Here is a 25,072-nt window from a genome sequence, read left to right on the forward strand (position 1 = left end):
ACCTAGGGGGTCGCGTTCCCCGGCGCGCATGTGTGCGCAGGGCGACGAGGTGACGGCCCCGGATGATGGTGCGGGGCCGTCACCTCGCCGCTCTGTGCGCTGAGCCGTGCGTTGCGCCGGGTGTGGTGTGTGGTGCGCGGTCACCGGGCGGTGAGCGCGGCGACGTCTTCGAGTGAGGCAAGCCTCGCCCGCCACTGATCGACAAGCCCCGGCGGGGGAGTGCCGCAGGCGGCATCCTCAGCCGGCCGGCGCGGCCGGCGTGCGGCAATCGCGTCGTACACGCGGTCGCGCGCCCGGCGCGGCACCGCGCGAGCGGCACGCGCGAGGACACGCCACGGCCAGGTGAGACCGGCCGCGACCGTGAGTGATGCATCGGACTTCAACGCGGGCCCCTCGGGCCGCGCAATGACGAGCGTCGACTGCGCGATCTCTAGCGGTAGCCCCATCGCGGACAGTGCGGCGCGACCGACCTCCCCTGCGGAGCCCGCGATGAGGAAGTGTGCCTGTGGGTCGCGGCGGATCAGCCATGCGACGAAGCCGTTGCACAGGCCGCAGTCGCCGTCGAAGACGACGATGGGACGGGGCTGTAGCTGCGTCGAACGATGAGCTGGCACCGTTATGTCCCTTCTCATTTACGGGAGTATCGCTCCTGGTAGACATTGCCCCTTTTGGTACGTAACGTTACGCCGTCCCCTGCAGCGATATCGCAGTGGATATGACAGGCCCCGTCATCCGACGGGGCCTTTTTCGCGGCCGGTGCGCAAGTCTGGCGTGCCGGCGTCTATCGCGCCACGGCATTCCGCGGTGCGCCCCTGGGGAGGGAAAACGATGGCAACTCCAAATGAATCCATGACGACTGCAATGGCGATCGACGGCGCGATGGCGGCCGCACTGGTCGACTTCGACTCGGGAATGACTCTCGCCACCGCGGGCGGCGGCGTTGACCTTGAGCTCGCGGCCGCGGGCAATACCGAAGTGGTGCGCGCGAAGCTCCGCGTGATGGACTCACTGGGACTCGAAGACCGCATCGAGGACATCCTTATCACGCTCGGCAGCCAGTTCCACCTCATCCGTTTGGTGAGCTCGGCGTCGGGCCAGGGGCTCTTCATCTACCTGGTGCTGACGCGCGACCGCGCCAACCTCGCGATGGCGCGCCGCCAGCTCCAGACCATCGAGCAGTCGCTCGACATCTGACACGTCGGGGGCGGCCCCGCGACCCTCGCGGAGGTCGCCCCGGACACTCGTCACGCCATGACTGACATCACCAAGATCCTCGTCGCCGGACCCTTCGGGGCGGGCAAGACGACCTTTGTTACGACCGCAGCAGACGACCTCCTGACGTCCGAGCGGGCGGTGTCCGATGACACGGCACGCCTGAAGGAGCAGACCACCGTGGCGATGGACCACGGCACCGTGCGGCTCGCGTCCGAAATCGGCGCCAGGCGCACCATCACGCTTTTTGGCGCACCGGGCCAGGAACGCTTCAGCTTCATGTGGCCGCTGCTCGCTCAGGGTATGGGGGCCTATGTGCTGCTCGTGGACGCGAGTCGCTTGCAGTCCCTTGCTCAGTTGAAGTCGGTGGTGCGCCGGTTCGCCGATTTCGCGCCGTCGGTGCCGTACCTGGTCGCCGCGAACAGGTGGGATCCCGCTCAGATGGACGCCGGTGAGATCGCTCGTTTTGTAGGGGTGCCGGACGCTGCCGTGATGGCATGCGACCCCCGCAATGCCGAGGACGTTGTCGACGTGCTCACGGCGGCCCTTGCGCTAGCCGACGGCGCTCTCGAGGATCGGGTGAGCGCATGATCGTCCCCAAACATGGACTCATCTCTGCCGCGCGCCTGCGCCAAAGCCTTGCGGGGGTGCGGCGCGTGATCATCGCACGCGCCGACGGCATCGCGCTTTATGACGACGTGCCGCTTGCGGAGCGTGACGGCGGCGCAGCGCTGACGGCAGCCGTCAACGGGCTCGCCGCAACGGTCGCCACATCGTTCACCCTGGGTGTGGCGGGCGCGAACATCACTCTCGCCGAGCAGGGGGCACTCGTGGTGTGTCTCATCGATGCGGGCCATCTGCTCGCTATCCTCGTGGACGCCCAGACGGACCTCACCGCGGCTTTGCGCGCCGCCGGTGCCGAGGCGGAGCACTTGCGCGCCTTGTCGAACACCCGGATCGCCTCATGATCGCGCGGCAGGACTGTGCGCTGATGGTGGCGCCGCTCGTCGAGCACCCCGGGGTGTCCCGTGTGGTCGTCGCCCACGCCGACGGCGTCGCCCACTTCGACACGGCGTCGCTGGAGGAACGTGAGAAGGGCGCCGCGGCGGCGGCGATGGCGGCGGCGACTGCCGCGGTGATCGGCCGGGGCATGGGCCTTGAGGGCGTGCAGGGGCACGTGGTGTACGCAGCCGAGAAGCAAGTGGTGTCGCGCCCCGTGGGTTCCGACGCCATCTTGCTTGTGGTGGCCGATACGGGGCCCACGGGCGACGGCGTTTACCCGCTGGTGCGACGCATCGGCCGGGAACTCGAAAATAGTCCGTCCTCTGCTGCGGACACAGGGACGCACCGGTAGGCCGAAGGGCGCGGCCGCTCTACTCCAACTCGGGCGTGTGAGTCACGAGGTGGCGCAGGTGAATGCCCCATTCGAACGCGTGCTGCTCCTGGCCCGGTAGCAGCATCGCGGCGGGGGCCTCCGTGTGCTGACGCATGGTCACGGTGAAACTGTGAGGCCGGTCGATGGCCTCGTAGCCGGCCGCCGAGAATCGCTTCGCGATGGCATCCGCCGAGCCGTGACCCAGTGGGCCCACGATGCGCGTTTCGAAGGCCGCATACCAGCGCGGTCCGGCCGGAAGTGTCGCGAGCCAGTCGCGCATGGTGGGGTGGGTGAGGTCAGCTGGCACGTGGCCGGGGGAGTCCTTCGCGTGGGCCGATTCACGGGTCGCGTCGGTGGGGAGGTTGAGCGCGTGGACGGGAGCGCCTGCGACGACGAGCCGGGCGCGGGCGAGGACGGCAGGCGTGGCCTTGTCCGTCGTCATCGCGACAGCTCCATCGCCGTAACCGCCCGCGATCGACTCCGCGATGGCGGCGGTGTTACCCCACATCGACTCGTATACGACCACGGTGTCCATGACATCCGGTTTACTCCCGTTTGCTCACGCGTGCACGGGACCGAGGTCCCGCAACGTCGCCTACTAGTGTTCCGTGCGCCGCAAGACGTCCGAGAGTTGGCGTGCGGCGTCCATGACGGCGTCGGCATGCTCGCCCGCGGGGTGGGCCGTGAGACGTTCGATGGGGCCGGAGATCGACACGGCCGCGATGACGGTGCCCGCGGTGCCCCACACGGGAGCGGAGACCGAGGAGACCCCCGACTCGCGCTCGCCGGCCGACTCCGCGAAGCCGCGCGAGCGAACCCGCTCAAGGTCGGCCGCGCTGAAGACGGCGCGCGCGAGGGCGGCGTGCATGCGCTCGGGTTCGGCCCATGCCAGCAGCACCTGGGCGGCAGATCCGGCCGTCATCGTCATGGTGGTGCCTACGGGGATCGAGTCGCGCAGACCCACGGGGCGGTCGACCGCCGCGATGCAGATGCGTTGGTCGCCGTGGGGGCGGTACAGCTGGCTCGACTCGCCGGTACGGTCGCGCAGCGTGGTGAGAACGGGAAGCGCCGCGGAGACGAGCCGGTCCTCACCCACAGAGGCGGCCAACTGAGCGAACCGGTCGCCCAGGACGAACGCGCCCGAGGCGTCGCGGCCCACCAGATGGTGGTGTTCAAGTGCGAGCGCGAGCCTGTGAACCGTGGGGCGCGCAAGATGGGTGGTGGTGACGAGTTCGGCGAGAGTGGCCGGCCCCTTCTCGAGGGCACTGAGGATGGCGGCCGTCTTGTCAACGACGCCCACGCCGCTATGATTGTCCATAGAGCGATACTAACGTCTCGCATTGTGAGACGTCGAGCAGTATGGAGGAAACCATGGGAACCACACTCGCGGAGAAGCTGTGGGCGGACCACCTGGTCCGCAAGGGTGAGGACGGCGCGCCCGACCTCATCTACATCGACCTGCACATGTGCCACGAGGTCACCAGCCCCCAGGCTTTCGAGGGCCTGCGCCTGGCCGGCCGCCAGGTGCGCCGTCCCGATCTCACGATCGCGACCGAGGACCACAACACCCCCACGCTCGACATCGACAAGCCGATCGCGGACCTCACCAGCCGCACCCAGGTGGACACGCTGCGCAACAACGCCAAGGAGTTCGGCATCCGCATCCACTCGCTGGGTGACGCCGACCAGGGCATCGTCCACGTGGTCGGCCCCCAGTTGGGCCTCACCATGCCGGGCATGACCGTGGTGTGCGGCGACTCGCACACCTCGACGCACGGCGCGTTCGGATCGCTCGCGTTCGGCATCGGTACCTCCGAGGTCGAGCACGTGCTCGCCACGCAGACGCTGCCGCTGAAGCCGTTCAAGACCATGGCGATCAACGTCGAGGGCGAGCTGCCCGAGGGCTCGACCGCGAAGGACATCATCCTCGCGATCATCGCGAAGATCGGCACCGGCGGTGGCCAGGGCTACGTCCTGGAGTACCGCGGCGAGGCCATCCGCAAGCTCTCGATGGAAGCGCGCATGACCATCTGCAACATGTCGATCGAGGCGGGCGCTCGCGCCGGCATGATCGCGCCAGACGAGACCACCTTCGAGTACGTCAAGGGCCGTCCCCACGCCCCCGAGGGCGCCGAATGGGATGCCGCCGTCGACTACTGGCGCACCCTGACCACGGACGACGACGCCGTCTTCGACACCGAGGTCACCCTCAACGCCGCCGACCTCGAGCCGTTCGTGACCTGGGGCACCAACCCCGGCCAGGGACTGCCGCTGTCCGCGACCGTGCCCAACCCCGCGGAGATCGCGGACGCCGACGAGCGCGAGGCCGCCGCGAACGCCATCAAGTACATGGGCCTCACGCCCGGTCAGCCGCTGCGCGACCTCGCGATCGACACCGTCTTCCTGGGCTCGTGCACCAACGGCCGTATCGAGGACCTGCGCGCCGCCGCGGAGATCATCCAGGGCCGCACCAAGGCCCCGAACACCCGCATGCTCGTGGTGCCCGGCTCGGCGCGCGTGCGCCTGCAGGCCGAGCAGGAGGGCCTCGACAAGGTCTTCATCGAGTTCGGTGCCGAGTGGCGCAACGCCGGTTGCTCCATGTGCCTGGGCATGAACCCCGACCAGCTGAAGCCCGAGGAGCGCTCCGCGTCCACCTCGAACCGCAACTTCGAGGGCCGCCAGGGCAAGGGTGGCCGCACCCACCTGGTGAGCCCCCTCGTCGCCGCCGCCACCGCGGTGCGCGGCACGCTGTCCAGCCCCGCCGACCTGGCCGATGCCGACGTCCTCGTCGGCGCCGGCGCGTAAAGGAAGCCGCCATGGAGAAGTTCACCACCCACACCGGCATCGGCGTCCCGCTGCGGCGCTCGAACGTCGACACCGACCAGATCATCCCCGCCGTCTACCTCAAGCGCGTGACCCGCACGGGCTTCGAGGACGCGCTCTTCGCCGCCTGGCGCGGCGACGAGTCCTTCGTCCTCAACCAGGACGAGTACAAGGCGGGCTCCGTGCTCGTCGCGGGCCCCGACTTCGGCACCGGCTCGTCGCGTGAGCACGCCGTATGGGCGCTCAAGGACTACGGCTTCAAGGTCGTCCTCGCCTCGCGCTTCGCGGACATCTTCCGCGGCAACTCGGGCAAGCAGGGCCTCGTCACCGGCATCGTGAGCCAGGAGAACATCGAGCTGCTCTGGAAGCTGCTCGAGACCGAGCCCGGCAAGCAGATCACCGTCTCGCTTGAGGACCGCACCGCCACGTGCGGCGAACTCACCGTGCCGTTCGAGATCGACGACTACGTGCGCTGGCGCCTGATGGAGGGCCTCGACGACATCGGCCTGACCCTGCAGAACGAGGGTGACATCACGGCCTTCGAGGGCACCCGCGACGCATGGCGCCCGAAGACCCTCCCGGCGAAGACCGACGAGAAGTTCGTCGTCGAGGCCGCCAGGCCCGCCCAGTAAGGACGCTCACGAGCACCTCATCTCAGCCGCAGCGACGCCGCGTCGCCCGACCGCTTCCGCATCGGGCCGCGGCGTCGCTTGCGTTGCCCGCGATCGCCTCCAACGTCGCCGTGCCCCTTGCCGGGCTCGTCGACACCGCGGCACTTGGACACTTCGCGACCGCAACCGACCTGGGCGCGGTGGGGCTCGGCGCCGCCGTCATCTCGACGCTGTTTTGGATCTTCTCGTTCCTGCGCGCGGGCACCACGTCGCTGGTGGGACGCGCACTGGGCGCGGGCGACGGCGTGGGGGCCGTGCGGCACGTGCAGCGCGCGGGAGCCCTCGCGGGCGCGATGGCGCTCGCGTGGCTGATCCTCATGTGGGCGATCGTGCCTGGCATCTTGCACATTTTGGCGCCGGACGGACCCGCTCGCGACGCCGCGCTCACCTACACCCTGATTCGCGGCCTGTCGCTGCCGGCACTCCTCGTCACGCTGATCGTCTCGGGCTACTTCATCGGAGCGAAGAACACCCGCATCCCGCTGCTGGTGGCTTCCGTGCAGGCGGCCGCGAACATCGTGCTGGACCTGGTCCTGGTCGGCGGCGCGGGCTGGGGAGCCGCGGGGGCCGCGTGGGGCACCTTCGGCTCCGAGTGGATCGGTGCTTCCCTCGCGGTCATCATGCTGTGGCGCCGCCTCAGCCCGGAGCAACGCTCCACCGCCCGGGACTGGCGCGACGCGACCCTTCGCCGCGGCTGGGGAGCGCTCGCCCGGTTCAATGGGGCGCTGATGGGCCGCACCGCGCTGCTGACCTCCGTCGTCACGTTCGTCGCGTCGATCGGTTCGCACTTTGGCCCCGAGATCCTCGCCGCCAACGCGATCATGCTGCAGCTCATGAACGTCGCGTCCTACGCCCTCGACGGCTACGCGAATGCCGCCGAGGCGCTCGTCGCGCACTCCGCCGGCGCGGGCGACCTGCCTTCGCTGCATGCGGCCGTGCTGGCGTCGGCGATACCCATGGCCGTCATCGGCATCGGCCTCACCGCCGCGTACTGGCTGGGTCGCGACCTGATCCTCGCGGCCCTCACGAGCCTGCCCGCCGTGCGAGACGCCGCGACCGACTACTGGATATGGATCGCGCTGCTGCCGCTCCTGTCGTGGGGCGCCTACTGGCTCGACGGCGTCTTCCTTGGCGCGGGCCAGTCAGGTCTGATGTTCATCGCCATGGCGGTGTCCGTGCTGGGGGTCTTCGTGCCCGTGCTGCTGATCGGCGCCGCGACGGTGGGCCTGTCGAATGGCTTGGTCTGGACCAGCTTCCTCACCCTCAATGTGGTGCGCCAGGTCACGTTGCTGGCGGCCTACCCGGCGCTGACCCGCCGCGTCGCCGCCTGACGCAGTATCGGATTGGCCCACGGTTGGGGCCACTGTGACGGGTGAGGAGCCTGTGACCCGCTCGCGGGTCACGCCGGGCAACATGCGTCACGAGTGTGGGCCAAACCGAAGTGGGGAGGGGCGGCATGGCATGCTGGCGCGCATGGCCCGTGCCGTCGCGTCCCCCGCACCCGCGTCCCCTGCACCCGCGGCGCCCGCGTGGACGGGCGACGCCCGCGACTGGCTGCGCGTGGCCGCGGCCGCCCTGGTGTGCGGCTCGGCCATCCCGCTCTTCGCCCTGCACGTGCGCCCCGAGGGATACGTCCCGCTGATCGTGGGCCTGATCCTCGCCGTCGCCGTCGATCGCGCCCTCGCGCGCGACCTGGGCCTGATCGCGCTCGGCCAGGCCATCATCTCGACCATCTCGCTGAGGGCCGACCTGTCCGACGCAGGCATGGCGCGCTTCACCCTCGCGCTAGGCCTCGCCGTGCTCGTGCCGTGGGCGCTGGACCGCTGGGTCACCCGCCAGCGCATCATCACGTTCCCGGTCATGACGGGCCGGCGCTGGACCCGGGCGCAGTGGATCTACCTGGGCGTCGTCGTGGTGGCCGGCTACCTGATCCTGCCCTTTTACTTCCTCGGATCGGGGGCGTATCTCAATTGGCCCGACCTGTCCGGCGACACCGACATCGCCCGGCTCTTCGTCGGCGTCAACGCCGTCGGCCTGTGGGACGAACTGTTCTTCATCTGCACCGTCTTCGCCTTGCTGTGCCGCCACTTTCCGGTACCGCTGGCGAACGTCCTGCAGGCCATGGTGTTCGTGTCCTTCCTGTGGGAACTCGGGTACCGCGAGTGGGGCCCGGCCCTCACCATCCCGTTCGCTCTGGTCCAGGGGTGGATCTTCGCGCGCTTCAAGTCCCTCGGATACGTCCTTGCCGTCCATCTGCTCTTCGATGCAGTCGTCTTCGCGGTCCTCGTCCACGGCCACCACCCCGATCTGCTGAACGTGTTCGTGACGGCGCCGTGACGCGCGTGATCGGCCTGGCGGGCCCGCCAGGGGCGGGCAAATCCACGCTCGCCGCTCGGATGGCCGATGCCGTGGCTGGCTCAGCGGTCGTCCTCCCCATGGACGGGTTTCACTTCCGCAACGCCGAGCTTGAGCGGCGCGGGCTGGCGGTCCGTAAGGGCGCACCCGACACCTTCGACGTGGACGGACTCGTCGCGCTCCTTGCGCGCGTTCGCGAGCCCGGCCGCCGCGCCCTCACGGCGCCGGCGTACTCACGCGAGGCTCACGAGCCCGTGGCCGACGCCATCGTCATCCCTGCGAGCGCGACTGTCGTGATCGTCGAGGGCAACTACCTGGGGCTTTCCGGTGGCGGCTGGGAGCGGGTGCGGCCTCTCCTGGACGAACTGTGGTTCCTCGACGTCCCGTGGGAGGTGACGCGCGAGCGGCTGATTGCCCGCCGCGTCGACACAGGGCGCAGCGCGCCAGAGGCCGTCTCGTGGGTCGATACCGTCGACAAGGCTAACGACCGAGCGATCCGGGCCACGGCATCGGCCGCCGACAGGGTCCTCACGGACGGCGAGGCGCCGCCGCTCCTTTAGGACGGCATGTCCTGCGCGAGCCACGCGCGTGTGCCAAACGATCCGAGCGACACCGCGACCACCCGCGAGGCCCACGCGAGATCCTCGGCCAAGCGATCGAGCGACAGGCCGAGCGTGGCGATGCGGTGAGCGAGCGCGCCGTGGAGTACATCGCCGGCCCCTAACGTGTCGACCACCGCGACGGGATCGACGGGAACCTCGACAACCGGGCCGCCGGTCGACACGAGCAGGGGCTCGGCGCCGCGGCTGATCACGGCCGCCCGTGCACCGCGCTCGAGCAGGCGGCCCAGCGTTGCATAGTGGTCCTGGCCCAGGTCGGGGAAGTGGAAGTCGTTCGAGACCACCGCGACGTCGGTGACCGCGAGCAGGGCATCGGTATGGGGCTTGTAGGAGCCCGCATCGAGCGCTACGGGGATGCCGCGCTCGCGGGCCGCGCGAGCCAACGGCAGCGACAGGTGTCGGTGATAGCCGTCCATCAGGAGCGCCCCCACGCCCGCCACGGACCCTTCGGGATCGAAGCCCTCGGGCGTGCCCGGCACGTCCACCGCGCTCCCCGTGGGCGACACGACGGCACGCTCGCCGGTGCTGCGTGTCACCATGATGGCGGCCGTGAGTGGTGGTCCGGTGGGGGAGGAGTCGGCCACCTCGAGCGAGACCCCGCACCCCGCGAGATCGGCGGCGATGAGGTCGCTCAGCGCATGGTGGGGAAGGGCGGTGATCAGGCGTGACGATCCGCTCAGCCGCGCAGCAGCCACGGCCGCATTCGTCGCGGGCCCTCCGGCCGCCACAAAGAAATCGTGCGAGGCCACCTTGCGATTGGCAGGAGGCACGCCGTCCACCAGATGCGCCACGTCTAGCGTGGTCAGCCCCGCACACAGCACCGTGCTACCCGTCATGAGAGTCGATCCTGCCACGCCTCTGGAGCGCGCCGGGTGAGGACTCTGAGCCCAGGTAAGGGAAGATGGACCCCATGACCGACTCCATTCGCGTCCAAGGCGGGCGTGCGCTCAGTGGCGAGATCCACGTGCGCGGCGCCAAGAACTTCGTCTCCAAGGCGATGGTGGCCGCCCTGCTCGGCTCCACGCCGTCGACCCTGCGCAACGTGCCCCAGATCCGCGACGTCGAGATCGTCTCGTCGCTGCTGAGCCTGCACGGCGCCCCCGTCGACTACGACGTCGAGACCGGCGTCCTCCATGCCGACACGTCGAACCTGACGGCCGCGGACGCGTTCCAGATCGCCCAGCACGCCGGCTCGAGCCGCATCCCGATCCTGCTGTGCGGGCCCCTGCTGCACCGCATCGGCGAGGCCGTGATCCCCGACCTGGGCGGCTGTCGCATTGGCGACCGACCCATCGACTTCCACCTCGAGATCCTCACCAAGTTTGGCGCCGTCGTCACCGAGGGACCTGACGGCCTGCACCTGAGCGCGCCGAACGGGCTCAAGGGCATCAAGCACGAGCTGACGTACCCCTCGGTGGGTGCCACCGAGCAGCTGCTGCTGACCGCGGTCATGGCCGAGGGCATCACCACGCTGCACAACGCCGCCGTCGAGCCCGAGATCAAGGACCTCATCGACACCCTCCAGCGCATGGGCGCGATCATCTCGGTCGACACCGACCGTTCGCTCACCATCGAGGGAGTGAGCGAGCTGCGCGGCTACGACCACACGGCGCTGACGGACCGCATCGAGGTCGGCTCCTGGGCCTGCGCGGCGCTCGCCACGAAGGGTGACATTTTTGTGCGCGGCGCTCAGCAGCGTCACATGGGCTACTTCCTCAACGTGTTCCGCAAGGTCGGCGGCGAGTTCGACATCACCGCCGACGGCATCCGCTTCTACCACCCGGGCACTGACCTTAAGCCGATCGCGCTGCAGACCGACGTCCACCCCGGGTTCATGACGGACTGGCAGCAGCCCACGGTGGTCGCGCTGACTCAGGCCAAGGGTCTGTCGATCGTCCACGAGACCGTCTACGAGAACCGCCTGGGCTTCACCGGTGCGCTCAACCAGATGGGCGCGCAGGTGCAGCTGTTCCGCGAGTGCCTGGGTGACAAGCAATGCCGCTTTGGACAGCTGAACTTCCAGCACTCGGCCGTGATTTCCGGCCCCACGCCGCTCGCGGCCGCCGACATCGAGGTGCCGGACCTGCGCGGAGGCTTCTCGTACCTCATCGCCGCGCTCGCGGCCGAGGGCACCTCGACCGTATCGAACATCGACATCATCGACCGCGGCTACGAGAACTTCCGCGGCAAGCTCACGGCGCTGGGTGCGGAGATCGCCTGATCATGCCCCGTCCCATGCCCGCGGGGTTCAAGACCGCCGCGTTCTTCATCAAGCCCATTCTGCTCGGCGTCACCCGGCGCGAGTGGTCCGGCGGCGAGAACCTGCCGACTGACAGCGGCTTCATCGCCGTGTCGAACCACATGACGTACGCGGACCCGTTCACGCTCGCGCACTATCTGTACGACCACGGCCAGGCGCCGCACTTCCTCGCCAAGGCGTCGCTGTTCGACATCCCACTGGCCGGGCGCGGGCTGCGTGGCCTCGACCAGGTGCCCGTGCACCGCGGCTCGGCGCGCGCCAAGGACGCCGTCGATGCGGCCGCGAAGCTGCTCGAACGCGGCGACTCGATCGCGGTCTTCCCCGAGGGCACCCTCACGCGCGACCCGGATCTGTGGCCCATGGTGGCGCGCACGGGAGCGGCCCGAATGGCGCTCGACTACGACGTGCCCGTGGTCCCGATCGCACAGTGGGGCGCGCAGCACCTGCTGGACCCCTATGGCAAGCGACCGCACCTCATCCCGCCCAAAAAGGTCGTCGTCCGCGCGGGCGCACCCGTCGACCTGACGGAGTTCCGCGGAGCCGACCGCGACATCGACACCCTGCGGCGTGCCACCGACCGAATCATGGGTAGCCTGACTGCCATGCTCGAAGACATTCGGGGCGAACAGGCCCCCGCCGTGGCATGGGATATGCGTCGCGAAGGGGGAGGCCGATGACCCGCGCCGCCGTCCTCGGCGCCGGTGCCTGGGGCACCACGTTCGCCGCCGTGCTCGCCGATGCCGGCACCGACGTGACCCTCTGGGGACGCGACGCCGAGGTGGCCGAACAGATCCGCACCGAGCGTCGCAACCAGCGCTTCCTGCCCGACCTGGACCTCCCCGAGGGCCTCACCGCGACCACCGACATCGCGCAGGCGCTCGAGGGCGCCGACATCGTCGCGGTGGCCCTCCCCGCGCAGATCCTGCGTTCCGTGGTCGCCGATTGGGCCAGCCTGGTTCCGGCCGATGCCGTGGTGGTCTCGCTCATGAAGGGCATCGAGATCGGCACTCACGAGCGCATGAGTCAGGTACTCGCCGAGGTCTGGAACGTCCCCGACGAGCGTATGACCGTCGTCTCCGGGCCGAACCTTGCGCGCGAGATCGCCTCGCGTCAGCCCACCGCGACCGTGGTCGCGGGAACCGCGACGCACGCCACGGAACTGGTGGCCGGCGCATCGGCCAGCTCCTACTTCAGGCCCTACACGAACGCCGACCTCGTGGGCGTCGAACTGTGCGGAGCCTTCAAGAACGTGATCGCGGTCGCCGTGGGTGTCGCGGACGGGCTGGGTTTTGGCCACAACACCACCGCAACCGTCATCACGCGCGGGCTTGCCGAGATCACGCGCCTGGGCAATGCCCTGGGCGCGCAGCCCGACACGTTCTCGGGGCTCGCGGGCATGGGTGACCTCATCGCGACGTGTGCCTCGCCGCTGTCGCGTAACCACACACTGGGCGCCCACATCGGTCGAGGGCTCAGCCTCGAGGACGCGATCGCGCGCACCGGAGGTACCGCGGAGGGCGTCAAGACCTCCCAGTCGATCCAGGAGCTCGCGCGTGCGCACGGCGTGGACGTGCCCATCTGCGACGCGGTCGTGGCCATGCTCCACGACGGCGCCCCCATCCAGGACGTGCTGAACGCCCTGGTCTCTCGCCCGCGCAAGGCCGAGGGGGCCTGATGGCTCGCGCCACCGTGGCGGTCCTCTTCGGTGGCCGCTCGTCCGAACATGGCGTGTCCTGCGTCACCGCCGGCGGCGTGCTGGGCGCGATCGACCGCGAGCGTTTCGACGTCATCGCGATCGGCATTACCCGCGAGGGACGTTGGGTGCCGGCCTCGGCCGACCCCGCCGACTGGACGATCCGCGACGGACAGATGCCCGAGGTGGCTGACGGCGCGGGCACGGTGCTGCCGCCCGCAGTAGCGGGGGAGCGCGCCTGGTCGGTGCTCGACGCCGACGGTTCCGTCGCGCCGCTGGCCGAGATCGACGTGGTCTTCCCAGTGCTCCACGGGCCCTATGGCGAGGACGGCACCGTGCAGGGCGCGCTCGAGCTCGTCGACGTGCGCTACGTCGGATCGGGCGTGCTGGCGTCCGCGGCGGGCATGGACAAGCAGTTCATGAAGACCGCCTTCCGCGCCGCGGGACTTCCCGTGACTCCGGACGTCACCCTGCTGCGCGGCGACAGCGTCGCGGAGCGCATGGACGACGTGGAGGCGCTGGGCCTGCCGCTGTTCGTCAAGCCCGCCCGCGCGGGCTCGTCGATGGGCATCTCCAAGGTGACGGACCTGTCCGCGCTCGACGCCGCGGTGGCCGATGCCGTGAAGCATGATCCCAAGGTGCTCATCGAGCAGGCCGTGTCCGGCCGTGAGATCGAGACTGCCGTCCTCGAGACCGTGGACGGCCCGCGTGCCTCCGTGCCCGGCGAGATCATCACGGGCGGCGACCACGACTTCTACGATTTCGAGGCCAAATACCTCGACGAGGCGGCCGTCGACCTGGTCTCGACCGCGGACCTCGACCCCGAGGTGGAGTGCCGCGTGCGCGAGACTGCGATCGCCGCCTTCCGCGCGGTGGGCGCCGAAGGGCTCGCCCGCGTCGACGTCTTCGTCACCGAGGACGGCGCGATCACGATCAACGAGATCAACACCATGCCGGGCTTCACGCCCACGAGCATGTACCCACGCATGTGGGCCGCCGCTGGGGTCGAATACCCGCAGTTGGTACAGACCCTCATCGAGACGGCACTCGCGCGGCCCGTGGGGCTGCGCTAGGCGCGTCTCCTGAGTAGTTCCGGGCCCGTCGCCCGGCAATTTTCGCTGCCCCGCTTGCGCGATTGCCCCCTCGCGCTACGATGCCCACATGTGACGTAGGTCACATTGATAGCTCCGGGGGGAAGCGACATCATGAGCTTTTTTGGCGTGCGTCTATGGGGGACTTCACCACTTCTGCGCCTGTTCCAGGCGGTGGTGATCACGGTGATAACGGCGGTGGTGGGGACGCTGACGGCGGCGGATCCCGTGCCGACCGAGGACAGTCCCGACAGTGTGGAGCAGGTGCTCGCACCAGCGGAAACACCGGCGGAACCGCTGTCGCTTGAGGGCTTCACCGACGAGGCCGTATTGACGGCCGGCCTCAATCAGCCCATCTCAATGGCGTTCCTGCCTGACGGCAGGATGCTCGTACTCGAGAAGGAGGGCCGGATCCTCATCGGTAATCCGGGCACTGTGCCGATGCAGACCCAGGCATACATGACGCTCACCAACATCGACGTGACCGCCGAGCGCGGGCTCATCGACATCGCGCTCGACCCTCAGTTCGAGACCAACGGCTACCTGTACGTGTACTACCACCCGGCCACGCCGGGCAAGGGCCGGATCAGCCGCTTCACCCACACCGAGAACGCCGGGGGACTGACGAGCCGCGCGAGCACGGCATCGGAGATGGTGGTGTGGCAGGACACCACGGGATACACCAGCTGCTGCCACTATGGCGGCGGGCTCGACATCGGCCCCGACGGCAACCTGTGGCTGACCAACGGCGACAAGTTCGACGGCGAGCGCGCCCAGGATCTGACGGACGCCTCGGGCAGCATCATTCGCGTCGCCACGGACGGCTCCGTGCCTGCCGACAACCCGTTCGCCGACGGTGCGGGCGGCGCCAACCCGTACATCTGGGCGTACGGTCTGCGTAACCCGTTCCGTGCCAGCTGGGACACCGAGACCAACCGCATGTTCGTCGGCGAGGTGGGCGGCAACGACGTCCCCGAGTCATGGGAGGACGTGCACCTCGTGAAGTACGACGAGGCGTATCGCGGACTCAACTACCAGTGGCCGTACTGCGAGGGCCCCGCGCCCTACACGGACTTTCCCGAATGCCCCATCGTGGCGGGGGACGAGGCCGAGCCGATCTTCGCCTACCAACACGCGAATTCGGCCGACAACAACGCGTCGCTCACCGGAGGCTTCGTCTACCGCGGCACTCAGTTCCCCGCGGCCTGGGATGGCGTGTACTTCTACGGCGACTACACCCGCCACATGATTCGCTACCTCACCTTCGACGAGTCGGGGGAGACGGTCACGGGCGACTTCCCGTTCCGACCCTCGGAGCAGATCCCCGGTAACCCGACGACGGTGGTCTCGATCGAGCAGGGCGGCGACGGGGCACTGTATTACGCACTGATCGCCACCGGACAGATTCGCCGCGTGGTCTACGAGGGCGGCAACCAGGCTCCGTCGGTGACGTCGGCCGCGGCCGACGTCACCGAGGGCCCCACACCGCTCGACGTGGAGTTCACCGCGAGCGCGACCGATCCCGAGGGTGACCAGGTGGAATACACCTGGCACTTCGGGGACGGGACCACCGCGACGGGAGCGACGGCGTCTCACACGTACACGGTGGACGGCCCCTACGACGCGTATGTCAGCGTCTCCGATGGGTCTCACACGGTCGCCTCGGACAGCATCCGCATCCAAGCGGGCGTCGCGCCCGACGTGGAGATCACCTCGCCGGTGGGCGGCGCGCTCTTCCGTGCGGGTGACACCATCGCCGTGTCTGGGTCCGCGAGCGACGACGGGACGCTCGATGACGCGGACTATGCGTGGACCGTCCAGTTTGGTCACGACAACCACTTCCACCCTGCGGACCTCATCCCGAATGGCCCCAGTGGCGAATTCGAGATTCCCACGAGCGGGCATGACTACAGCAATGAGACCTGGTATCGCGTCACCCTGACGGTGACGGACGCCGACGGCCTGGTCGGCACCGACACGGTCGAGGTGTTCCCCGACAAGGTCGACCTCACCCTTGCCACCGAGCCGGCCGGGCTCATCGTGAACCTCGACAGTGTGCCGCGCTCCACGCCGTGGGTGCACGACACCCTTATCGGCTTCGAACACACCGTCACGGCCCGCACCCCGCAGTGCTTGGACGGCGAGGGGTATGTCTTCGATCACTGGTCCGACGGCGGCGCTGCGTCACACGTCGCCACGGTGCCCGACGTGGACTCGACCCTCACGGCTGTCTTCACGGCGAGCGGCCCGTGCGCCGCGCCCGTCACGGAGGGCCTTGTCATGCGACTCCAGGGCGACCAAGGCGTGACCGCATCCGGGGGCGCCGTGACCGCGTGGTCGGATCTCACCTCGTCGGGCAATGCGCTCGCGGCCACCACGGGCTCACCGAGCCTCATCACCGGCGCGCTCGCGGGCCACAACGTGGTGAGCTTCGACGGTGTGGACGACGGCATGGGACGCTCAGGCTTTGCGGGGCTGCCCACGGACGGCGCGGACCGCTCCGTCTTCGCCCTGGTGCGTTACGACGGATCCTCGACCACCGGCGGCTGGGCCGGGTTCACGTATGGCGCGCCCTACACAGGTGAGGCCTGGGGGCCCGTGCGCACCTCCGACGGTGACCTGGGGATCCAAGGCTGGGGCGGCGCAGGAGACGCCGATTCCGATTCGCCCGCCGATGGCGAGGGCTGGCTGGTCCAGTCCATCGTGCTCGACGACGACGCCTGGGTGCACTACCGCGACGGCGTGGAGATCGACGCCGGGACCCAGGCCTATGACACCGGTGCGGACCGCATCCGCCTGGGCGCGGAGCTGAACGACAACCGCAAGGTCGCCATGGATGTCGCGGAGATCCTGGTCTACGACCGCGCGGTGTCGCCCACCGAGCAGGCCCAGATTCAGGATTACTTCGCCCAGGCCTACCTCGACGGCATTGTCGAGGAGCCCGAGCCACCCACCGTGACCATCACCGCACCCACGGACGGCCAGACCGTGCGCGGAGGCGACGTGGCGGTCACGTGGCAGACCGGCGGTGGGTTCGCCGCGGGCGACCACGTCCACCTCACCCTCGACGACGGCGAGCACGTCACCGTCATGGGAGCCACCGGCACCCACACCTTCACCGGTGTCGCCGAGGGCCCGCACACGGTCACCGCGACCGTCGCGGACGCATCCCACGGCGAGTACGAGGGCCCCGGCGCGATCGACAGCGTCGACTTTTCGGTCAGCCTCGCGCCGCTCACCGGGGACTTCCCGGCCGACGGTCTCGCGCTGCACCTCGAGTCCGACCTCAACGTCATCAAGGATGGGGCCAACCACGTCGGAGGCTGGCTGGATCAATCCGGGCGCGGCAACGACCTCGACGACCCTCATGGCGATCCGGAGATGACCACGTCGCCCAGCGGCATGCCCGCCATCGCCTTCGACGGTGACGCCGACGCGCTCGAGCGTGACGGGGGCCTCAACGGCATGCCGCTCGGTGACGCCGATCGCACCGTCGCCGTGGTCGCGAGCTACGACTCGGGCGGATGGGGTGGCTTCGCGTGGGGCGCCCCGTACTGCGGGATGACGTTCGGCACGGGCGTGTCCGCCACTGGCAACCTTGCCCTCCAGGGATGGTGCGCCGACCACGATTCGGGCGTGGCAGGGACCGGGGCAGGATGGCTCGTGCAGGCCATCACCTATGACGGCAGCACCTTCGCCCACTACCGCGACGGCGTCGAGATCGACGACGGCACCGTCGCGCTCAACACCGCGGCCGATCGCATCATCCTCGGTGCCGAGGTGGACGGCGCACCCACGCTCGACATGGACGTGGCCGCGGTGGTGGTCTACGACCGGGTCCTCGACGGCGACGAGCTGGCACAACTGACCGCCTACCTCGACGAGAAGTACATCTCCGGCGAGGTGGAGGACGGGCCGCCCACCGTTCCGGCCGGTCTGACGGCTGATCCTGGCGACGCTCAGGTGGCGTTGACCTGGGGCCCGGCGGCCGATGCCAACGGGGACCTCGAGGGATACCACGTCTATCGTGCGGAGCAGCCGGGCGCCATCGACCCCGCGGTCGACAGCCCGATCGCCACGGTCACCGAGCCCTCCTATCTCGACACCGGCGTGGTCAATGGCGTCAGCTACACCTACGCGGTGACGGCGTTCGACGCGGCGGGGCATGAGTCCGCGGCCTCGGCGACGGCGGACGCTATCCCCGCGGCACCCGAGCCGGACACCACGCCGCCTGCGGCGCCCGCGGCCCTCACCGCGACGGCGGGCATCGCCAAGGTGACCCTGGAGTGGGACGACAGCGGTGAGCCGGATCTGGATGAGTACCTGGTCTATCGCGCCGCCGCGCCCGCGACGCCGGATCCGGAGGCAGACACCCCGCTGGCGTCCGTCACGGACAGCGGGTACGTCGACACCGACGTGACCGCCGGCACCGCGTACGCGTACGTCGTCACGGCCGTGGATGAGACGGGCAATCAGTCCGCGGGCTCGACCGCCGCACAGGCCACTCCCACGGCGCCGCCGGTACCGGGTGTGGGATGCGCGGTGCCGTACGCAAGCGACACCGTGCTGTGCCTGGTCTCAACTACAGGGGTGAGCGGCCCGACCGTGAGCGCGTGGGCCGACCAGTCCACGGCCGGAAACGACCTCGACCTCGTCACCGGCGATCCGACGCTCGGCGACGTCCAGACTCCCTCGGGCCTGCCCGCCGTGTCCTTCGACGGTGACGGGGATTCCCTTCGCCGCGTCGGTTCCCTGCAGGACATGCCGCTCGGTGCGGCCGACCGCACCGTGGTCACGGTGGTGCGCTACGACTCGGTGGGCTGGGGAGGCTTCTCGTGGGGAGCGCCGTACTGCGGTATGACCTTCGGCACCACCGTCGCGACCGATGGGGACCTTGCGGTCCAGGGGTGGTGTGCCGACCACGACTCGGGTGTGGCCGGCACGGGAACCGGCTGGCTGGTCCAGTCCGTGGTCTACCGCGACGAGGAGTTCGTGCACTACCGCGACGGGGCCGAGATCGGTGCGGGTGCGTACACCTACACCACCGCGGCCGATCAGATCATGCTGGGCGCCGAGATCGACGGCAACCCGTCGCTCGACATGGACGTCGCTGCCGTCCTCGTGTTCGACAGGGCGCTCAGTGCCGCCGAACACCAGGAGGTCATCGACTCCGTGACGGCCACCTACCTGGGGTGACGCGCTAGCGGCACGCGAGGTTGTTCACCGGGGCGAGCGACGCGGGCCCGGAAAATTCCGCAAGGAGCTCAGCCACGGCATCGTCCGCCCGCACTCGCGGGACCGTCACCTCGAGTGCGGGCGAGCGGCCAAAGACCGTGGCGACCCACGCCTCGTCCTCCTCGCGCACCAACCAGTCCACGTCGACACCACTCGTCGTGACACTGACGCACTGTTCGGTGGTGGGGCCCGGCGGCTCCACGCCGCAGCGCGCGATGAGCTCGTACTCGTCCCCCCACGCCTGGGTGGCCTGCGAGGTGGTCCCGCGCTGCTCGAGCCCGCCGATGGTCTCGGGGATTGCGAGCATCACCTTGGCGCAATCGGGATCGGCGGCGTAGGTGGCCGGCTCGACCACGACGGCGTGTGCGCATCCCGTGAGAGCCGCCGCCGCGATGCCCGCCCAAGCGGCGAGCGAGGGACCGGTCATGCGCATGGGACAAGGGTAGTCGGGCTGTGCGGGCCCGCCGCACGCGTGGCCTACCCTCGTCCCATGACCCGCGTCGCAGACATGTCCGAGGACGACCTCATCGCCCTGTTCTCCCCGCGCCTGCCCCAGACGGACGCGGAGATTCTGGGCTCGGGTGACGACGCCGCCGTGATCGCGGTGGACGGCGATCTGGTGGTGAGCGCCGACATGCTCGTCGAGAACCGCCACTTTCGCACCGAGTGGTCGACGGGTGCCGACGTGGGGTGGCGCGCCGCGGTGCAGAATCTTGCGGACATCGATGCAATGGGCGCGGTGCCGACCGCCCTCGAGGTGTCCCTCGCGCTGCCGGGAGACACGTCCGTCGAGTGGGTGCTTGGCTTCGCCGACGGCCTGCGTGAGGCGTGCGAGCCGCACGGCGTTGGCGTGGTGGGCGGCGACCTCTCCGGCGGCAGCGAGATCGTGGTGTCGGTCACGGCGCTCGGCGAGACTCACGGCACGGAGCCGGTGACGAGGGCCGATGCCGTGGCCGGCGACGTGGTCGCGGTCTCGGGGCCGCTCGGGGCGGCCCGCGCGGGACTCGCTCAGCTGGAGGCGGGCGTGCGATACGCCCAGGACGCGATCGACCTGTTTGTGCGGCCCCGGCCCCGTATCGGGGCCGGGCTCGAGGCCGCGCTGCACGGGGCCAGCGCCATGATGGACCTGTCGGATGGGCTCGCGCGCGACGGAGCACGGATGGCGCGGGCGTCCGAGGTTCGCCTCGCCCTCGACTCGGTGCTGATCCCCGTCCACGAGGCTGCGGTGTTCACCGCGCAGGCCCTGGACGCCGACGCCCTCGCGTGGGCCCTGGGCGGGGGAGAGGACCACCACATGCTGGCGTGCTTCCCACGCGAGTCGGCGGTGCCGGCCGGGTGGACCGTGGTGGGCATGGTCGAGGAGGGCACGGGGCTCACCGTGGACGGGGAGGCGCCAACGGTGGCGGGCTGGGACCACTTCGCGTGAGGTGGCCCAGCCGGTCGAGCCGGCCACGGCATCGGCCGCGGGCAAAGCAAAAGCCGCACGCTCCGTGAGGAACGTGCGGCTCGCGAGACGCGGGGATTAGACCGCGCGCTGCACCTTGCCGGCCTTGAGGCACGAGGTGCAGACGTTCACACGCTTGGGGGTACCCGCGACCACGGCACGAACGCGCTGGATGTTCGGGTTCCAGCGACGCTTGGTGCGGCGGTGCGAGTGCGAGATGCTGTGACCGAAGGACGGTCCCTTGCCGCAGACGTCGCAGTTGGCAGCCACGATAGTTCTCCTAAAGTTTCCTGCGCGGCCGTGAGTCGGCGCGCCACGTTTGAGAGCCCAGCCTCGCCGGGCAACCGCACTAGGGTAACTGACAGTGACCCCTGCGGGCAAATGCGGGGTGCGTGGATGTCCCGTGTCGGTCCTCCATGACAGCATAGGCGCGACGTGGCCGGCAATCGTCGGCGGGAAGAAAGGGATCGATGGCCGCATCGCACGACCTTCGCCGGTGGCTCGACTCGGGCGCTCGGGCGATGAAGGCGGCCCGCGGCCGCCTCGATGCGATCAATGTGTTCCCCGTGCCCGATTCCGACACGGGTACCAACATCTACCTCACGCTCCACGAGGGTAACCGCGCCGTGACGCGGCTGCCAGAGGATGCCACGCATCGCGAGGTCGTCGCCGCCTTCGCCCGCGGCGCATTGCTTGGCGCACGCGGCAACTCGGGCGTCATCATCAGCCAATACCTCACGACCTTCTTGGCCCGCCTGGACCGCCACGGCGGGCTCGCGCGACTGAAGGCCGGTGACCTCGCGGCCGCGCTCGCGGAGGCGGCCGATGCCGCCTACCTCGCCGTGGCGAGTCCCGTCGAGGGCACCATCCTCACCACCGCGCGCGCGGCCGCAGATGGAGCCACGGCCGCCGCCAGCGCCAAGGCCTCCGTGGGGGACACTGCCGTCGCCGCGGTCGTGGCGGCGCGGGCCGCGCTCGCGCGCACGCACGCCGACCTGCCCGCCGCGCGCGACGCCGGTGTGGTCGATGCCGGCGCGGCCGGGCTGGTGCTCCAGCTGGAGGCGCTCGCGGAGGCGATCGCCGGGGCCGATGCGCTCGCCACCTTGGACGAGGTTCCGTGGGAGCTGAGGGACGGTGCGCGCCGCGTCACCACCGAGGGCCTCCACGGCCACGACGGTGGCGCGTACGAGGTCATGTTCGTCACACGTGATGCCGACGACATTCGCGAGGCGCTCACCGCCGAACTCGAGGCGTTGGGCGACTCGGTGGCCGTCACCGGCGCGCACGACCTGTGGCAGGCCCACGTGCATACCGATGAGCCGCACGCCGCCGTCGAGTTGGGCATTCGCCACCGCGCCAACCAGATCGTGGCGCGCAACGTCCTCGCGGGGCATGATGCTGACCGCTCGGCGACCGGCATCGTCGCCCTCACCGTGTGCCCGGGGCTGGCGGAGCCGCTGGCCGATGCCGGCGCGGTGGTGCTCGTGGTCCCCGATCCCACGACGCTGAAGCGTCGCGCGCTGCGCCGTGCCGTACAAGACGCCTCTTCCGAACACGCCGTGGTGGTCGCGGGACATCCTCATCTGCGCGCGGCGGCTCGCGAACTCGCCGAGAGGCGTCGCCATCCCGCGCTGACGGTGCTCGAGGCCGACCACGACGGCCAGGTGATCGCCGCGGTCGCGGCGGCCGCGCTGCTGACGCCCGGTCAGGTGCTCGCGGAAGAGATGGCGGCGGCTGTCGCCCGCACCCGCGTGGGCCGCTCGACGGGTGACGCCCTCGACGACGATGTGGATGCGATGGTGACTGAGGACACCGAGGTGGTGTCGCTGATTCTGGCTTCAGGCGTTCCCGAGGGCGTCGCCACGGCCGTGCAGATGTCGGTGCGGGCGGCCGCCCCCAGCGCGGATGTCACCGTGTACCGCGGCGGGCAGCACTCGCCGGCCGTGCTGATCGGGGTGGAGGCGCGCGCGTGAGCGACCGGCTCGCCGAACCACTGAAGGCGGTGCTGGGTGCGCGGACCGCGGGCGGCCTGAGCAAGCTTGGTCTCACGACCGTCGGAGACCTGGTGCGCCACTATCCGCGCCGGTACGACTCGCCGGGCACCATGACCGACATGGGGGCGCTCACCGTGGGGGAGCACGTCACCGTGATGGCGCAGGTGCGTGAGGCGCGGGTGAGGTCCATGCGCTCGCGCGGCGGCGCCATGCTCGAGGCCGTGGTGACGGACGGCACCGCCTCCCTCCAGCTGACCTTCTTCGCCAAGCGCCCCGGCGTGCTGCGCATGCATGAGGACAAGCTGCGCGCGGGACGCACGGGCCTGTTCACCGGCACCGTGGGGGAGTATCGCGGCCGTCGTCAGCTCACCCATCCCGATTACCTCATCGTGGGCGTCGACGCGGCCGACGAGGGCGAGGCGATGCTCGAGGCCTCCCGGCCCATCCCCATCTATCCGGCGTCGGCGGCGGTACCCACGTGGCGCATTGGCCGCTCCGTGCGGACGGTGCTCGACCCGCTCACCGAGGCGGACGTGCCCGACCCCCTGCCCGCGGCGCTGCGCGAAGAACGGGGCCTGCCCACGCTACTCGAGGCGTTGCGCCTGGTACACACGCCCGACGACGAGTCCGCCTACCGACGGGGCCGGGAACGCCTGCGCTTCGAGGAGGCCTTTGTGCTGCAAACCGCGCTGGCAAGGCGTCGCGCGGCGCATGCGGCGCTCACCTCCGTTCCGCGACCCGCGCGCTCCGGCGGGCTGCTCGACGCGATCGACGCGCGCCTTCCCTTCCCCCTGACCGGAGCGCAGGTGGAGGTGGGCCGCGAGATCTCGGCCGATCTCGATCGTTCGCGGCCCATGCTGCGGTTGCTGCAGGGCGATGTGGGTGCGGGCAAGACGGTCGTGGCGGTGCGTGCGATGGCGCAGGTCATCGATGCCGGTGGTCAGGCGGCGCTGCTCGCCCCGACCGAGGTGCTCGCCGCACAGCACGCACGGTCGCTGAGGGACCTGCTGGGCCCACTCGCGGACGGCGGCATGCTCACCGGAGCCGAGGGCGCGACCCGGGTGGCGCTGCTGACGGGCTCGCTGGGTGCGACCGCGAAGAGGCAGGCGCTCGCGGAGGCCGCCTCGGGTGCCGCCGGCATCGTCGTGGGCACTCATGCGCTGCTAAGCGAGCACGTCCAGTTTGCGGACCTGGGCCTGGTGGTGGTCGACGAGCAGCATCGCTTTGGCGTCGAGCAACGCGATGCGCTGCGAGAGCGAGGCGACCATCCGCCCCACACGCTCGTCATGACGGCCACGCCCATTCCGCGCACGGTGGCGATGACGGTGTTTGGTGACCTGGAGACCTCGGTGCTCGGGGAGCGCCCTGCGGGGCGCGTCGAGGTCGTGACCCACGTGGTGCCGGCCGACAACGAGGCGTGGCTGAGGCGCACCTGGGCGCGGGCGCGCGAGGAGATCGACGCGGGTCGACGCGTCTACGTGGTGTGTCCGCGCATCGATGCGGACGAGCCAGAGCCGGCCGACGAGGGCGATGCGGGTGCGGTTGCCATGCTCGAGGGTGACACCGCGGCCGACGCGGCGGTGCCGTTGGCCTCGGTGGCGGCCACGCTGGAGGACCTCGCCGGCCGCCCGGAACTTGCTGGGGTGCGCATGGGGGCCATGCACGGACGCCTTGCGCCCGATGACAAGGACGCGGCGATGGCGGCCTTCGCGAACGGCGAGGCCCCTCTGCTGGTGTCGACCACGGTGATTGAGGTGGGCGTCGACGTGCCCCAGGCCACCATGATGGTGGTGCTCGACGCCGAGCGCTTCGGCATTTCGCAGCTCCATCAGCTGCGTGGTCGCGTGGGGCGCTCCGACCTCCCGTCGCTGTGCCTGCTGGTCAGCCGCGCGGCGCCGGGGACTACGGCGCACGAGCGGCTCGATGCGCTCGCGGCCACGGCCGATGGGTTTGTCCTCGCCGAGAAGGACCTTGAGCTGCGCCGCGAGGGTGATGTGCTGGGCGCCTCGCAGTCGGGTGGGCGCTCGTCGCTGAGACTGCTGCGCGCGGTGCGAGACGCGCCTCTCATCGACGAGGCGCGCGCGCTCGCGGTCGCCGTGGTGGACGCGGACCCGTCGCTGACGGATCACCCGGATCTCGATGCGGCCGTGGCCGCGTGGCTCGATCCCGAGCGAGAGGCCTTCCTCGAGCGCGGCTGATCCCGTGCGGTGCGGGTTTCGCATTGAGGGTGCCCTTTTCGTGGGGTTTTGCCTATATTAAAAGCGTGGCCCCGTGCCCGAGGCCACGCGTGGCCCGCTGC

General features: G+C 70.0%; 23 protein-coding genes. 17 read left to right on the forward strand and 6 right to left on the reverse strand.

The genetic code is table 11. The annotated features are described in order from the left end of the window. Window positions 1-140 precede the first annotated feature (140 nt). On the reverse strand, window positions 141-632 hold the full coding sequence (locus B7K20_RS11660; protein ID WP_084102701.1) for a thiol-disulfide oxidoreductase DCC family protein: 492 nt from the start codon (window positions 630-632) through the stop codon (window positions 141-143). Window positions 633-849: 217 nt separating this feature from the next. Between B7K20_RS11660 and B7K20_RS11665 the strand changes: the two genes are divergently transcribed. Genes B7K20_RS11665 through B7K20_RS11680 form a run of 4 tightly spaced genes read left to right on the forward strand, consistent with a single transcriptional unit; the run spans window position 850 to window position 2,566 of the window. Next, window positions 850-1,194, forward strand: coding sequence for a hypothetical protein (locus tag B7K20_RS11665; protein ID WP_234985821.1), 345 nt, complete (start codon window positions 850-852; stop codon window positions 1,192-1,194). A gap of 57 nt (window positions 1,195-1,251) precedes the next feature. Beyond that, entirely contained in the window at window positions 1,252-1,803 is a 552-nt protein-coding gene (locus B7K20_RS11670) for an ATP/GTP-binding protein (protein ID WP_084102703.1), read from the forward strand. Next, window positions 1,800-2,180 (forward strand): hypothetical protein, encoded by a 381-nt coding sequence (locus B7K20_RS11675; RefSeq protein WP_084102704.1) that lies wholly within the window; start codon window positions 1,800-1,802, stop codon window positions 2,178-2,180. The genes B7K20_RS11670 and B7K20_RS11675 overlap by 4 nt, the downstream gene beginning before the upstream one ends. Continuing rightward, the gene (locus B7K20_RS11680; protein WP_084102705.1) at window positions 2,177-2,566 is read left to right on the forward strand and encodes a hypothetical protein; all 390 of its coding nucleotides are present in this window, start codon (window positions 2,177-2,179) and stop codon (window positions 2,564-2,566) included. Before B7K20_RS11675 ends, B7K20_RS11680 begins: the two co-directional genes overlap by 4 nt. 19 nt (window positions 2,567-2,585) lie before the next feature. Here the strand turns inward: B7K20_RS11680 and B7K20_RS11685 are convergent, their stop codons facing one another. Beyond that, window positions 2,586-3,122, reverse strand: coding sequence for a hypothetical protein (locus B7K20_RS11685; RefSeq protein WP_084102706.1), 537 nt, complete (start codon window positions 3,120-3,122; stop codon window positions 2,586-2,588). A 63-nt stretch (window positions 3,123-3,185) separates the two neighbouring features. Continuing rightward, complete coding sequence (locus B7K20_RS11690) at window positions 3,186-3,905, reverse strand: IclR family transcriptional regulator (protein WP_084102707.1); 720 nt, start codon at window positions 3,903-3,905, stop codon at window positions 3,186-3,188. Between the two features lie 53 nt (window positions 3,906-3,958). Here B7K20_RS11690 and leuC point away from each other — a divergent pair, with 53 nt between their 5' ends. From leuC to B7K20_RS11715, 5 genes are all read left to right on the forward strand, one after another. Beyond that, window positions 3,959-5,392, forward strand: a complete 1,434-nt coding sequence (gene leuC, locus B7K20_RS11695; RefSeq protein ID WP_084102708.1) for a 3-isopropylmalate dehydratase large subunit — start codon at window positions 3,959-3,961, stop codon at window positions 5,390-5,392. A gap of 11 nt (window positions 5,393-5,403) precedes the next feature. Continuing rightward, on the forward strand, window positions 5,404-6,042 hold the full coding sequence (gene leuD / locus B7K20_RS11700; protein ID WP_084102709.1) for a 3-isopropylmalate dehydratase small subunit: 639 nt from the start codon (window positions 5,404-5,406) through the stop codon (window positions 6,040-6,042). Window positions 6,043-6,125: 83 nt separating this feature from the next. After that, window positions 6,126-7,412 carry an MATE family efflux transporter gene (locus B7K20_RS11705; protein ID WP_159449405.1) on the forward strand — a complete coding sequence of 429 codons (1,287 nt, stop codon included), beginning with the start codon at window positions 6,126-6,128 and terminating at the stop codon, window positions 7,410-7,412. Window positions 7,413-7,554: 142 nt separating this feature from the next. Continuing rightward, window positions 7,555-8,418: a type II CAAX prenyl endopeptidase Rce1 family protein gene (locus tag B7K20_RS11710; protein WP_084102753.1), complete on the forward strand. Its 864-nt coding sequence runs from the start codon at window positions 7,555-7,557 to the stop codon at window positions 8,416-8,418. Then, entirely contained in the window at window positions 8,415-8,996 is a 582-nt protein-coding gene (locus B7K20_RS11715; RefSeq protein ID WP_200809093.1) for a nucleoside/nucleotide kinase family protein, read from the forward strand. The genes B7K20_RS11710 and B7K20_RS11715 overlap by 4 nt, the downstream gene beginning before the upstream one ends. Here the strand turns inward: B7K20_RS11715 and B7K20_RS11720 are convergent. Continuing rightward, a complete protein-coding gene (locus B7K20_RS11720) occupies window positions 8,993-9,892 on the reverse strand; it encodes a PfkB family carbohydrate kinase (protein ID WP_084102711.1) in 900 nt (299 codons plus the stop codon). The genes B7K20_RS11715 and B7K20_RS11720 overlap by 4 nt on opposite strands. Before the next feature lie 74 nt (window positions 9,893-9,966). On the opposite strand from B7K20_RS11720, the gene murA reads away from it, so the two are divergent. The 5 genes from murA (at window position 9,967) to B7K20_RS11745 (ending at window position 19,296) form a co-directional block, all read left to right on the forward strand. Next, window positions 9,967-11,277, forward strand: a complete 1,311-nt coding sequence (gene murA / locus B7K20_RS11725; protein WP_144018665.1) for a UDP-N-acetylglucosamine 1-carboxyvinyltransferase — start codon at window positions 9,967-9,969, stop codon at window positions 11,275-11,277. 2 nt (window positions 11,278-11,279) lie between these two features. After that, entirely contained in the window at window positions 11,280-11,993 is a 714-nt protein-coding gene (locus B7K20_RS11730; RefSeq protein ID WP_084102713.1) for a 1-acyl-sn-glycerol-3-phosphate acyltransferase, read from the forward strand. Further along, a complete protein-coding gene (locus B7K20_RS11735) occupies window positions 11,990-12,991 on the forward strand; it encodes an NAD(P)H-dependent glycerol-3-phosphate dehydrogenase (RefSeq protein ID WP_084102714.1) in 1,002 nt (333 codons plus the stop codon). Before B7K20_RS11730 ends, B7K20_RS11735 begins: the two co-directional genes overlap by 4 nt. Beyond that, complete coding sequence (locus B7K20_RS11740; RefSeq protein ID WP_084102715.1) at window positions 12,991-14,082, forward strand: D-alanine--D-alanine ligase family protein; 1,092 nt, start codon at window positions 12,991-12,993, stop codon at window positions 14,080-14,082. The genes B7K20_RS11735 and B7K20_RS11740 overlap by 1 nt, the downstream gene beginning before the upstream one ends. Before the next feature lie 132 nt (window positions 14,083-14,214). Further along, entirely contained in the window at window positions 14,215-19,296 is a 5,082-nt protein-coding gene (locus tag B7K20_RS11745) for a PQQ-dependent sugar dehydrogenase (protein ID WP_084102716.1), read from the forward strand. A gap of 4 nt (window positions 19,297-19,300) precedes the next feature. Here B7K20_RS11745 and B7K20_RS11750 read toward each other — a convergent pair whose 3' ends face one another. Then, window positions 19,301-19,768 carry a DUF3515 family protein gene (locus B7K20_RS11750; RefSeq protein ID WP_084102717.1) on the reverse strand — a complete coding sequence of 156 codons (468 nt, stop codon included), beginning with the start codon at window positions 19,766-19,768 and terminating at the stop codon, window positions 19,301-19,303. Window positions 19,769-19,825: 57 nt separating this feature from the next. On the opposite strand from B7K20_RS11750, the gene B7K20_RS11755 reads away from it, so the two are divergent. Beyond that, the gene (locus B7K20_RS11755; RefSeq protein ID WP_084102754.1) at window positions 19,826-20,761 is read left to right on the forward strand and encodes a thiamine-phosphate kinase; all 936 of its coding nucleotides are present in this window, start codon (window positions 19,826-19,828) and stop codon (window positions 20,759-20,761) included. A 96-nt stretch (window positions 20,762-20,857) separates the two neighbouring features. Here the strand turns inward: B7K20_RS11755 and rpmB are convergent, their stop codons facing one another. Continuing rightward, a complete protein-coding gene (gene rpmB, locus B7K20_RS11760) occupies window positions 20,858-21,049 on the reverse strand; it encodes a 50S ribosomal protein L28 (protein ID WP_061962473.1) in 192 nt (63 codons plus the stop codon). 200 nt (window positions 21,050-21,249) lie between these two features. On the opposite strand from rpmB, the gene B7K20_RS11765 reads away from it, so the two are divergent. Together B7K20_RS11765 and B7K20_RS11770 are read left to right on the forward strand one after the other, a co-directional pair. Further along, window positions 21,250-22,752 carry a DAK2 domain-containing protein gene (locus tag B7K20_RS11765; RefSeq protein ID WP_084102718.1) on the forward strand — a complete coding sequence of 501 codons (1,503 nt, stop codon included), beginning with the start codon at window positions 21,250-21,252 and terminating at the stop codon, window positions 22,750-22,752. Then, window positions 22,749-24,971, forward strand: a complete 2,223-nt coding sequence (locus tag B7K20_RS11770) for an ATP-dependent DNA helicase RecG (protein WP_084102719.1) — start codon at window positions 22,749-22,751, stop codon at window positions 24,969-24,971. Before B7K20_RS11765 ends, B7K20_RS11770 begins: the two co-directional genes overlap by 4 nt. The last annotated feature ends 101 nt before the right edge of the window (window positions 24,972-25,072 follow it).

The organism is Demequina sp. NBRC 110051 (assembly GCF_002090055.1).
Lineage (GTDB): Bacteria > Actinomycetota > Actinomycetes > Actinomycetales > Demequinaceae > Demequina.